11 protein-coding genes are annotated in these 12,390 nt (G+C 36.4%); 8 read left to right on the top strand and 3 right to left on the bottom strand.

Annotated elements, in window-relative coordinates:
- Positions 1-8: 8 nt before the first annotated feature.
- Positions 9-1,925 carry a RecQ family ATP-dependent DNA helicase gene (locus BZG01_RS07190; protein WP_101309146.1) on the bottom strand — a complete coding sequence of 639 codons (1,917 nt, stop codon included), beginning with the start codon at positions 1,923-1,925 and terminating at the stop codon, positions 9-11.
- Between the two features lie 121 nt (positions 1,926-2,046).
- Between BZG01_RS07190 and BZG01_RS07185 the strand changes: the two genes are divergently transcribed.
- From BZG01_RS07185 to BZG01_RS07165, 5 genes are all read left to right on the top strand, one after another.
- On the top strand, positions 2,047-2,445 hold the full coding sequence (locus BZG01_RS07185; protein ID WP_101309145.1) for a DoxX family protein: 399 nt from the start codon (positions 2,047-2,049) through the stop codon (positions 2,443-2,445).
- A gap of 117 nt (positions 2,446-2,562) precedes the next feature.
- Positions 2,563-3,012, top strand: coding sequence for a MarR family winged helix-turn-helix transcriptional regulator (locus tag BZG01_RS07180; RefSeq protein WP_101309144.1), 450 nt, complete (start codon positions 2,563-2,565; stop codon positions 3,010-3,012).
- A 76-nt stretch (positions 3,013-3,088) separates the two neighbouring features.
- Positions 3,089-4,441, top strand: coding sequence for an MATE family efflux transporter (locus tag BZG01_RS07175; protein WP_101309143.1), 1,353 nt, complete (start codon positions 3,089-3,091; stop codon positions 4,439-4,441).
- 3 nt (positions 4,442-4,444) lie between these two features.
- Entirely contained in the window at positions 4,445-6,757 is a 2,313-nt protein-coding gene (gshAB, locus tag BZG01_RS07170) for a bifunctional glutamate--cysteine ligase GshA/glutathione synthetase GshB (RefSeq protein ID WP_101309142.1), read from the top strand.
- A gap of 183 nt (positions 6,758-6,940) precedes the next feature.
- Entirely contained in the window at positions 6,941-8,545 is a 1,605-nt protein-coding gene (locus tag BZG01_RS07165) for a fumarate hydratase (RefSeq protein WP_101309141.1), read from the top strand.
- 61 nt (positions 8,546-8,606) lie between these two features.
- On the opposite strand, the gene arfB is transcribed toward BZG01_RS07165, so the two are convergent.
- Both arfB and trpB read right to left on the bottom strand, forming a co-directional pair.
- A complete protein-coding gene (gene arfB, locus BZG01_RS07160) occupies positions 8,607-9,023 on the bottom strand; it encodes an alternative ribosome rescue aminoacyl-tRNA hydrolase ArfB (protein ID WP_101309140.1) in 417 nt (138 codons plus the stop codon).
- A 154-nt stretch (positions 9,024-9,177) separates the two neighbouring features.
- Entirely contained in the window at positions 9,178-10,380 is a 1,203-nt protein-coding gene (gene trpB, locus BZG01_RS07155; RefSeq protein ID WP_101309139.1) for a tryptophan synthase subunit beta, read from the bottom strand.
- A 385-nt stretch (positions 10,381-10,765) separates the two neighbouring features.
- Between trpB and BZG01_RS07150 the strand changes: the two genes are divergently transcribed.
- The 3 genes from BZG01_RS07150 to BZG01_RS07140 all read left to right on the top strand — a co-directional run bounded on the left by BZG01_RS07150 (position 10,766) and on the right by BZG01_RS07140 (position 12,388).
- On the top strand, positions 10,766-11,530 hold the full coding sequence (locus BZG01_RS07150) for an SDR family oxidoreductase (RefSeq protein WP_180327250.1): 765 nt from the start codon (positions 10,766-10,768) through the stop codon (positions 11,528-11,530).
- A 131-nt stretch (positions 11,531-11,661) separates the two neighbouring features.
- Positions 11,662-12,066 (top strand): DUF134 domain-containing protein, encoded by a 405-nt coding sequence (locus BZG01_RS07145; RefSeq protein ID WP_245870304.1) that lies wholly within the window; start codon positions 11,662-11,664, stop codon positions 12,064-12,066.
- 4 nt (positions 12,067-12,070) lie between these two features.
- Positions 12,071-12,388: a NifB/NifX family molybdenum-iron cluster-binding protein gene (locus BZG01_RS07140; protein WP_101309137.1), complete on the top strand. Its 318-nt coding sequence runs from the start codon at positions 12,071-12,073 to the stop codon at positions 12,386-12,388.
- The last annotated feature ends 2 nt before the right edge of the window (positions 12,389-12,390 follow it).

Below are 12,390 nucleotides of genomic sequence, written 5' to 3'. Positions count from 1 at the left end.
TTAATCTTTTATTTGTTGTTTGATGTTACCCATTCCAGAACATCACCAAATCGATAATTTTCCAAATAAGCAAAGTGTTTTTCCTGTTTCAATTTTAAACGGGTGAAAATAGGTGTGTTGATGCCGCATAAAAATTTTGCAAGCAGTTCATCTGTTAAAAGATCACCAAATTTATTGATGGCAGTTTCACACAATTCTATATAATTATACTCAGGCAGACTTTTTAGCTGGTGGGATTTTGCAATTTTCACAGGACCGGAACTGCATACCGAGCAGTGCCCGCATTTTTCCCATTCGGGATATTCACCAAAATAGTTGGCCATATTTTTACTGATGCAGGTTTCCGATTCGAACAGACTTAGCATTTCCCGAATTCTGTTGACTTCAACTGCTTCTTTCTTTTTAAAACTGTCGTAAAGATCTTGCGCCACAGTATCGATATCAAAATCCGGATTTGTTACGGCAAAAACATCTACCATTAGTTTTGCTTCCAAATTGATTAATTTCTTAGCATCAAAATATTCCAAAGCAGAAACAATTCTATTTCTATCTGTCGGATAATTTTGGCTGATGGTGTCGAAATTTACTGTGATCCATTTTCTGGCTTTTTCAGAATGATCGAAAATGGCCTGAATAAATTTCTTTCGCTCTCCCTGGAACTTTTCTACGATACTTTTTTCGTCGTTGTTTAAGCTAAATCTATAGTCTGCAAAATAGCTGTATTGAGGTTTGATAATTCCTCGTATCTCCATGTAAACCAGTAGGGTTTTAATTGGCAGAATACGGATATTGCTATGTGCCGGAAGTGTGTTTAGCTTAATTTCCCAGCTTGTTTTAGCCTTTTTTATGCGACTGAGAATTTCTTTTATGCCTGATAGGGCAGGAGTGTCTCCAAATATGAAATTCTCAAGCACATTAACATTGTCATGATTTGCCAAAACAATACAATCTGATTTTTTACCATCGCGGCCTGCCCGTCCAATTTCCTGAGAATAATTTTCTGTCGATTTTGGAAGATCGTAATGAATCACATAACGAATGTTCGATTTATCGATTCCCATTCCAAAAGCAATTGTTGCAACCACACAATTTACTTTATCGGCCATAAATTGATTTTGGATTTCTTCACGGTCTTCACTTTTCAATCCTGCATGATATGCCTTGGCCGTTATTCCTTTCGAGGATAATATACCTGCAACTACCTCTGCAGTTTTTTGTTGGGTTACATACACAATTCCACATTCATTTTTTCGGGGAAGCAGTAATGAAAGTAATTTATTGTTTTTTTCAGATTGAATAACCGGGACAACGTTTACATCTAAGTTTGATCGGTAAAATCCTGTAACTGTTACATTCTCTTTGGCAATGGCAAACTTTTTAGTCATGTCTTCAATAACCTTGGGAGTTGCAGTTGCGGTAAGCAAAAGTACTTGTTTGGCACGAAAAGTATCACGATAATTTGGCAGCTTTAAATAATCCGGTCTAAAATTGTGACCCCATTCCGAGATGCAATGAGCTTCATCAATTACCAGTAAGGAGATTGGAATGTCTTTCAGAAATCTGCGAAAGCGTTCATTTTTAAAACGTTCGACTGATATCATTAAGATTTTGTGTTGTTTGGCACGGATGCCATTCATGATATCCTGTTCTTCTTCTTTCGAGAGAGATGAATCGATTCGGACTGCAGATATATTTTTCGATTGCAGAAAATCTATTTGATCTTTTATTAAAGCCAGTAAAGGGGAAACCACCACCGTAAGTTCCGTGAGTTGGAGAGCAGGAAGTTGGTAACAAAGAGATTTTCCTGATCCGGTTGGGAAAATAGCTATTGCTGATTTTCCTTCCAGTATGGTAGAAATAACCTCTTTTTGTCCTGGTTTAAAATCAGAAAATCCAAAATTGTCTTGTAAAAGATTGTGTAACATATTATGCAATTGTATGTTGAAAAAAAAGTACATGAATACACATAAATTGTGCATTTATATCATGGATAAAAGCTCATAGATTTGTAATGAATATCGAAATTAATCAAATAAAAATATATTTATGGAAAATTTAGGAAAACTAATTTTACGACTATCTGTTGGTGGTTTGATGTTGTTTCATGGAGTGCAGAAATTATTGGATGGTATTGGCGGAGTAAAATTCTTGATCGTTAAAACAGGTTTGCCCGAAATGCTTTCGTACGGAGTTTATCTGGGAGAGTTAATTGCACCACTTCTTTTATTATTAGGTACATACACAAGAGTTTCGGGATTGTTAATTGCCCTGACAATGCTCGTATCTATTCCTGCAGCTCACCCCGAAGGTATTTTTCATTTGAATGAGTACGGAGGATTGGGAATTGAATTAAATGCATTGTATTTATTTGGAGGACTCGCCATAATGCTGTTGGGATCAGGAAAATATCGTCTGATTAAGCAAAGTGGATTTTGGAAAGAATAAGCGAATTCGTTGAATTAAGTAATAATAGCCTTGTATGTCCGGATATACAAGGTTATATTTTTTGATCTTAACAGACAATTTCGTTAATTTGCATCGCAAGCGATATAAATAATAAATATGGACAATTTAGCTAACAAAGAGTTCAATCCTCTCAAACTTGAGAATCAATTGTGCTTTACGATATATGCAGCCTCTCGACTCATGACAAGACAATATCAGCCTTATCTTGATCAGCTCGGAATTACCTATCCTCAGTATTTGGTGTTTTTGGTTCTATGGGAGAAAGACGGGATTGGTGTTAACGAAATTGGATGCAAATTGTATTTGAATACAAATACGTTAACGCCGCTTTTGAAACGAATGGAACAGCTATCTTTTATTAAAAGAACAAAGTGTTGCCAAGATGAAAGAAAGGTTCGCATTTATCTTTCAGAAAAAGGAAAGAATCTAAAAGAAGAAGCTAAAAATATACCCTTGGAAATGGCAAAATCGCTTAACTGCAGTGCTGGGAAAGCCATGTGTTTAAAAAATGAATTGGAAATATTAATTCATCAAATGCTTAAATAGAGCATGTGTTTTTCTTGCTAAAATCACATCCGTTTTTGATTCATATCCGTTTGCACTCACACATGAAGTTTAGTAGATGTTAAAATTCATTACCAGTTTACTTAGAAGAGAACAAAAATATTCCGAAGTTGGGAAAAAGCTGCTAAAGCTTGCTTTTCCGATTATCGGCTCGTTTCTTTTGCATATGACCTATAATCTTACCGATATGATTTGGGTGGGATATTTGGGAAGTGGAGCTGTGGCAGCAGTTGGTTCTGCAGGTTTCTTTCTACAGCTGGGTTGGGCAATGGCTTCGATTGTAACAGTAGGTGCAAATATAAAAATCGCACATTCGGTGGGTGCCGAAAATATGAATGCGGCAGGAAGATATTCAACCGCTGGATTATGGGGAATTGGTGGTATTGCCATTCTATTTACTTCCGTATTTTTAGCCATTCCGGAACAATTCATTGGCTTTTTTCAAATGAAAGATGTTCATGTTAATGAAATGGCCGTTTCATATTTGGTGATAAGCTCCTTTGGGATTATTATCAGTTTTGTGAACCTTTTGTTCATCAGTATTTTTAATGCTCATGGTAAAACAAAAATCTCCTTTAAGGCCAGTATTATTGGAACTTTGGTGAATATTGTACTTGATCCAGTATTGATTTTTGTATTTAATCTGGGAGTTGAAGGAGCTGCAATAGCGACAATAATTGGTAGAACATGCAGCCTGATGTATTTCTATTTTGTCTATCAAAAATTTGACACCATTTATTTCAAAGGCCTGTTGCCGTATGCAACTAAATTAAAAAGTTTATTTGAGGTTGGAATGCCTGCTGCGGTGCAGCGAATTTCTTTTTCGGTGATATACATTTTTCTTGCCAGAATCATTGCAGATTGGGGACCAAATGCGATAGCTGTTCAGAAAATTGGTGTTCAAATTGAGTCGATTACATTTATGATTGTTGGAGGAATTATGCAAGCTGTAACTATTATGGTTGGGCATAGTTACGGCGCAAAAAATATTACCGAGGTTCCTAATATTCATAAAGCGGGTTTGCGGTTATCCCTGGCTGTAGGAGCTGTAACTACAATGATTTTCTTGATTTTACCCAAAACATTATTTTCCATTTTTGTGCCTGAGGCTGAAAGTATAGCAATGGGGAAGGACTATTTAATGATATTGGCAGCATCGCAGTTATTTATGTGTTTGGAAATGATTAGTGCCGGGGTTTTTAATGGTCTTGGAAAAACTAAAATATCAGCTGCTGTAAGTGTAATATTTACTTCATTACGACTGCCTGGGGCTTATTTTCTTGGTTTTTATACGGTCTTAAGTTTAAATGGAGTTTGGTGGAGCATCACCGGAAGCAGTATATTAAAAGGCATTGTTCTTTACTTTTTATTACGAACATATTTTAAAAATAATACATTTGGTAAATTCTGATATATGGATCATCTTATTAATAATATCAACGAAGCACTTCGGTTAGAAGGGATTCGTGAGAGCTTGAAGAACGGTAAATTTGGCATTGAAAAGGAAAATGTGAGAGTCGATTACACGGGTAAGATGGCAACGACACCACATCCGGGAATTTTGGGTGATAAATTTCAGAATCCTTTTATTACAACTGATTTTTCGGAAAGTCAGGTGGAGATGATAACACCTCCTTTGCATAGTATTGCTGAAGTTCATGGTTTTTTAGAGACTTTGCAGGATGTAATTTCTGAGAATTTAACTGATGAATTACTTTGGCCTCAAAGCTTACCTCCTTTATTGCCTCAGGAGGAGGAGATACCAATTGCTAAATTTGGAGAGAAAGGAATTCATAAAGAGAAATACAGAGAGGAATTGGCCAATCGATATGGGAAAGAAAGACAGATGCTTTCCGGGATTCACTTTAATTTTTCTTTATCAGACAGGTTAGAGCGCAAGTTGAAAAAAGCGAATCATTGCAACAGCGATTTGGAAAGCTTTCGTGAGTCTGTTTACTTAAAAATGGTTCGGAATTTTATGCGGTACCGATGGATGCTGATCTGGTTATTTGGGGAGAGTCCGATTTCTGATCCTTCTTTTAAAATGAAATCGTTAAAAACAGGGAAAAAGAGTTTCATGAGCTGTGGAAATGCTATTTCCATTCGAAACAGTTCTATGGGATATAGAAATATAGAAGAATTTTATGTCGATTTTAACAGTCTGGAGGATTATAAAAAGTCTGTGTCTAACTTGATTCAAACAGGTAAAATATTGGCAGGAGAGGAGCTTTATCTTCCTATTCGGTTAAAATTCGATGAAAAGAGCAAAAAAATATCACATCTGGAAGTTCGTATTCTGGATTTAGATCCCTTTGAAAAATCGGGAGTATCTAAAAATAGATTGTATTTCACACATTTATTTCTGTTGTATTGTTTATTCACCGCTGAAAATGATAAGTACAATGAAGCAGACCAAAAGGTGGCTGCCAATAATCAGGATTTGGTTGCATGTCATGGGTTGAATTCCGAGCTAATGCTTATGAATTTTGATGGACAGGAAACATGTGCAAAAAAGATGTTGAACGAATTATTTTCTGACATTACTGATTTTGCAAGAACAGCCGATTTAATTAATGATTCTGATTATCAGGGATCTCTTGCCGAAATTTCAAATTTTATTAAAAATCCCGATCAGCGAACTTCATTTAAAGTGAAACAGCGAATTGTAGAGGAGGGCTTTATTAATTTCCATTTGAACAAAGCTAAGCAGTACAAGGAAGAAAGTGAGATGAGTGGTTTTCGCTTTCATGGATTCGAAGATCTGGAATTGTCTTCTCAATTACTTATGAAGGCGGCTTTACGAAGAGGAGTGGAGTTTACTATATTGGACCGATGCGAAAATTTCATCAGTTTAAGCCAGGGAGATAAAACGGAATATGTAATGCAGGCTACCCGAACATCATTAGATAACTATTCAAGTGTTTTAATGATGGAGAATAAGCTGGTAACGAAGAAAATTCTTGAAAAAGGTGGAATTAGGGTTCCTGCCGGATTGGATTATCAGGATGCCAGACAAGCACGTTCTGATTTTGATTTGTTTGAAGGAAAAGGGATTGTAGTAAAACCTAAATCGACAAATTTTGGCTTGGGAATTACTATTTTAAAAGAAAATAAAGACGAAGAGGTTTACAAAAGAGCTGTTGATATTGCTTTTGAACACGATGGAAGTATCCTTATTGAAGAGTTTATTTCGGGTAGGGAATTCCGATTCTTTGTAATAAAAGATAAGGTGTGTGGTATTTTGCACAGAGTTCCGGCCAATGTAAAAGGAGATGGTGAAAAAAACATTCGCGAGTTGGTCGACATTAAAAATCAGGATCCTTTGCGTGGAAAAGGATATCGGACACCGCTTGAAAAAATTCGGTTGGAAGAGGCTGAAGAAATGTTCTTAAAAGAGCAGGGGTTATGTTTCGAAAGTGTTCCTAAAAAAGATCAGGTAATTTACCTGCGGGAGAATTCAAACATAAGTACGGGTGGCGATAGTATTGATTATACGGACGATATTCATCAGTCATACAAAGATATTGCAATAGAGTCGTCAAAAGCACTTGGTGTTCAGATTACAGGTTTGGATATGATGATTGAGGATGTGAATCAGCCGGCAGCAAAAGACAATTATGCCATAATTGAAATGAATTTTAATCCGGCAATCCACATTCACTGTTATCCTTACATAGGCAAAAACAGACAGCTGAATGAGAAAATTTTGGATTCATTGGGATTTTGATGCCATCTGAAAGAATAGAAATTACTAAGCTTATGTTGCAGGACAATGTTATAGAATAGCTAATTTCCAGATCCTCAAACTGCAATTTATCTTATATTTGTCTATGACTTTAATTAAGGCGAAAATATGCATTTTTGATTATTGTCGTTTGACTCGCAAATACAAAATTTAAAATACTATATCATGTCCGATTTTCATTATCAGAAACCATTTCCAATAACAAAGGATACTACCAAGTATCGTTTACTGACAACAGATTACGTTTCAACTGTTGAAGTTGATGGAAGAAAAATTTTAAAAGTAGATCCAAAGGGGCTTGAAATGCTTTCGAAAGAAGCATTTTCAGATGTGTCTTTTTACCTGCGTCCTGCTCATTTAAATAAATTAAAGACAATTCTTCAGGATAATGAAGCATCAGACAATGATCGTTTTGTTGCTCACACTATGTTACTGAATCAGGTAGTTGCTGCTGAAGGAGAATTGCCAACTTGTCAGGATACCGGTACAGCAATTGTGGTAGCAAAAAAAGGAGAAGATGTTTATACCGGAGCAGATGATGCTGAGCACCTTTCTAAAGGAGTTTACGATACCTACCAGGAAAGAAATCTGAGATATTCTCAGGTTGTTCCTTTTTCGATGTTCGAAGAAAAAAATTCAGGCAATAACCTTCCTGCACAAATTGATATTTACGCAAACAAGGGGAATACTTACGAATTTTTATTTGTAACCAAAGGCGGCGGATCAGGAAACAAAACTTTCCTTTATCAGGAAACCAAAGCTCTTTTAAACGAAAAGAACTTAACCACTTTCATAACAAATAAACTTCGTGATTTAGGAACTTCAGCTTGTCCTCCTTATCACCTGGCATTGGTAATTGGCGGCACTTCGGCCGAAGCAACTTTGGCTACGGTGAAGAAGGCTTCTGCCGGATATTACGATCATTTGCCAACCGAAGGTAACGAAGGTGGTCAGGCATTCCGTGATTTGGAATGGGAGAAAAAAATTGAAGAGATTTGCCAAAAGAGTGAAATTGGAGCTCAGTTCGGTGGTAAATATTTTGTTCACGATGTAAAAGTAATTCGTTTGCCTCGTCACGCAGCTTCTTGTCCGGTAGGTTTAGGCGTAAGCTGCAGTGCTGACCGTAATGTGAAAGCTAAAATTACCGAAGATGGAATCTATTTGGAAGAACTGGAAAGAAATCCATTTCAGTATTTGCCAAAAGAAGCTCCGCATTTGAAGGAGGCTGTTGAAATCAATTTGGATCAGCCAATGGCAGATATTCTGAAAGAATTGACCAAATACCCAATTAAAACAAGATTGAGTTTAACAGGAACTTTGATTGTTGCCCGTGACATTGCTCATGCGCAAATCAAACAAATGTTGGAGGAAGGAAAAGAAATGCCTGAGTATTTCAAGAATCATCCTGTGTATTACGCTGGTCCTGCAAAAACACCAAAAGGAATGCCTTCAGGAAGTTTCGGTCCAACAACTGCCGGACGTATGGATTCTTATGTTGATCTTTTTCAGAAAGTTGGAGGTTCTATGGTGATGGTAGCCAAAGGGAACCGTTACAAATCTGTAACCGATGCCTGTAAAGTAAATGGTGGGTTCTACTTAGGATCAATTGGCGGGCCTGCTGCAGTATTGGCAAAGAACAGCATTAAATCTATCGAGGTGATCGATTTTCCAGAATTAGGAATGGAAGCAGTTCGTAAAATCCGCGTGGAAAATTTCCCTGCATTTATTATTGTTGATGATAAAGGAAACGACTTCTTTGCAAACATGTAAATTGAAGTTCTCCAACAAAAATATATAGGGTGATCCATTGGATCACCCTTTTTTAATATCTCTATAATTCAGGTTTTTTTCTGCTTTCTTTTTTTTGTGCAAGAGCCTGTTTCTCTTCTAATCTTTTCTCTTTCGAAGCTCTTGTTGGTCTGGTCTTTTTTCTAGGTTTTACAGGAGTTAGAGCAATTTCAAGCCATCGATAAAACTTTTGGATTGCTATTTCTTTATTTTGAACCTGAGAACGTTCTGTTTGCGCAGTTACCGATAGTATACCCAGATTATTGATATGATGATATAATTTTAGAAAGATGATTTCCTTTTCTTTTTTAGTCAGTATTTCTGACTCGAAAACAGAAAATCGAAGTTCAACTTTAGAATTAACTTTGTTCACATTTTGCCCGCCCGGACCACTACTTCTCGAAGTAATGAATTCCATTTCTTTCGTTAAATCTTTTGCGAATTTAAATTTATTTTCCATAGTAAGGCAAATATAAGTCAAAAAAATAAATCTGAACAAACTAAATTCTAATGTTCTCAGTTAATTAATTTACTAAAAGCAATTATGAGGGATAAAAAAATGCCACTTCGAAAAGTGACATTTGATTTTATGATACAAATTTATTTGTGGTAATTTATTCGGGCAATCCGTAAGTATCAACAATAAAGTCGATATCCTTATCACCTCTGCCACTTAGGTTTACCAAAATAGATTGTTTCGGATTTGCTTTTGCAAGTTTCAATGCATACGCCACAGCATGCGCACTTTCCAGTGCAGGAATTATTCCTTCCTCTCTGCTCAATTCATAAAAAGCATCAATACATTCTTTATCTGTAATGGAATGATATTCAGCTTTGTTCAGATCTTTAAGCATAGAATGCTCAGGTCCGACACCAGGATAATCCAATCCGCTGGCAACAGAATATACTGGATCGGGTTCTCCTTTTTCATCCTGAAGAAGATAGCATTTGAATCCGTGTATTACTCCTGGTTTGCCAAAGGTTAGAGTTGCTGCATGTTCCCCTTTATCGAGAGAACGTCCGCCAGGTTCTACGCCATGCAATTTACACTCATCATCTTCTAAAAAGGCCGAGAAAATTCCCATTGCATTACTTCCTCCACCAACACAAGCAACAATATTATCCGGTAGTTCTCCGGTCATTTCCTGAAATTGATCTCTTGCTTCAATTCCAACTACACGTTGAAATTCGCGAACCATCATAGGAAATGGATGCGGTCCTACGACTGATCCAATGCAATAAATTGTATTAACCGGATCTTGAAGGTAAGCCATAAAAGCAGAATCAACTGCTTCTTTCAATGTCTTTAGTCCATGAGTTACCGGTACAACTGTTGCTCCAAGAATTTTCATTCTCACGACATTTGGATGTTCCTTGGCAATATCGACTTCCCCCATGTGAATTTCACATTCCAATCCAAAATAGGCGGCAGCAGTGGCTAATGCAACACCATGTTGACCGGCACCGGTTTCAGCAATCAGCTTTTTTTTGCCCATGTATTTGGCTAAAAGAGCTTCACCCATGCAATGGTTTAATTTATGCGCTCCTGTATGATTTAGATCTTCGCGTTTCAGATAAATTCTTCCACCATATTTATTGGATAGGCGGTTGCAGAAATAAACAGGAGTGGGACGCCCCTGGAAGTGCTTACGGATGCTTCTTAGTTCTGAGATAAATTCGTGAGATTTACTAATTGAATAGTAAGCCTCATTAATTTTCTTCATCTCTTCTTCTAAAACTTCAGGAATATAACTTCCTCCGTATTGGCCAAAATTTCCTTTTTCGTCAGGATAGGCTTTGAAATAATTCGTTGACATATTGGTAAATATTTTGGTTGATGATAGTTCTATTTATTTTGAAATGCGTGTGGTTTGCAGTTTAAAATAAAATAACCGGATCCATAAAGATGTATCTCCAGAGTCCGGTTATTATTTGTGTCGTTCAATTTCTTTTCATCTCCAGCCGGGAATGCTATTGGAAAAGATTATAGATTACTCGCACCCCGATAAGAAATTGCCAAAATTAAAAGACAAAAACAAAGATAGAAAAATTAGTCCATTTGATTCGTACGGGATATGTTCAAAATGATCCTATTGTATCTAAATAGTGTTTGGATAGATAATTTGCATTGCTATTGGAGCGGGATATTTGTAAATTGAGTAGAATCAATTCAAATAAGTTAAACCAAAAATGGAGGTTGTGATGAATGAAATCAAAGTGTCCCCTAAAGATAGGGTAGCTTTTGTAAGTGGAGCTAACAGAGGAATTGGGAGAGCAATAACCATTGAGCTACTCGAAAAGGGGGCAAAAAAAGTGTATGCGGGAGTAAGGAATTTAAAATCTATGGATGATCTTAAACCTGAGTATGGGAATCGTTTGGTTCCGATACTTTTAGACTTAAGGGATGATCGATCAATTATTAGGGCTGCAAAATTAGCGAAGGATGTTGAAATCTTAGTTAATAATGCTGGTGTTTATGAATCCGGAGGATTCTGTTCGGATGAAACATTAGACAGTATGGCTGTAAATTTTGAAGTAAATGTTTGGGGTTTGGTAAAGTTGACTGTTTCTTTAATAGACTATTTAAAACAGAGGGAAATTGCCGCTATTGTAAATATTTCTTCGCTATTGGGCTTGGCCAGTATGCCAATTGCAGGAGCATATTCTGCCTCGAAGGCTGCCGTTCATAGTATTACACAAGGCTTGCGCGGAGAATTGTTTTTGACTAATATTCTTGTTATGGGAGTATATCCTGGACCTATCAATACTGATATGACAAGAGATCTGGAAATGGAAAAAGATTCTCCTGTAAATGTTGCCAGAGAAATAGTAGAAGGATTAATTAAGGGGAAAGAATATGTGTTTCCGGATGTAATGTCGAAACAGGTTGGAGAATTGTATTTGACCGAGCCAATAACTGTTGAAAGACAATTTGCCCATTTTATTTCTCAGGAAGAAGAAGCATAAGGTTTGTAAGAGATAAAGATTTAACAGAGGCTGCAGAGCCTCTTTTTTTTGCTATATAGCTTTGTTAGTAAAGACCAGTTACATTTGCGTAGTGAGAATATTCTCATTATATTTGTTGAAAATAAATCCCTATGCCTAGAAAAATCAGATTGCGAAAAGTTGTGGAACCACCAAGATTTAAGGGTTATAAACCCTTTGGTGTAAATTCTAAGAGTCGGAAATCAATTGATTTGCTTTATGAAGAATATGAAGCATTGAAGTTAGCAGATTACGATTTGTTAAAACATGATGAAGCTGCCGGTTTAATGGGCATATCGAGGCCAACTTTTGCGAGAATCTACGAAAGTGCCCGAAGAAAAATTGCTGCAGCATTGGTAGAAGCAAAGGAAATAAGAACTGTTTTTGGGAATGCGGTTATGGATAAGAATTGGTATTTGTGTTCAAAATGCAATGCAAGATTCAATATTCCGGAAACTATGGACAAAGAAACTTGTCCGGCTTGTAATTCCAAACACATCGAATTAATTAATAAATAAGAATATGAAGACAATTATTACATCAACGGGAAATCAATTGAATTCAATTTTTGATTTGCGGTTTGGAAGAGCAGGTTGGTTTTGTTTGTATGATGATCAATCAGGAGAAATTAGTTTTATCGAGAATGAAAATATCAACTCGCAAAGCGGAGCAGGAACCAAAACTGTTGAAAAGGTAGTCGAACTGGGTGCTCAAAAAGTAATTTCAGGTGATTTTGGGCCTAAAGCAAAAGAATTGCTTGAAAAGTTCAATATTCAAATGGTGTTGCTGCAAAATGATAATAACACAGTGCAGCACATTATAAACAAATTGAAATCTTAAAA

It is taken from the genome of Labilibaculum manganireducens (genome assembly GCF_002843385.1).
Classification (GTDB): domain Bacteria; phylum Bacteroidota; class Bacteroidia; order Bacteroidales; family Marinifilaceae; genus Labilibaculum; species Labilibaculum manganireducens.
The sequence above is the reverse complement of the archived record's forward strand: the minus strand, read 5'-3'. Positions and strand labels throughout refer to the sequence as shown.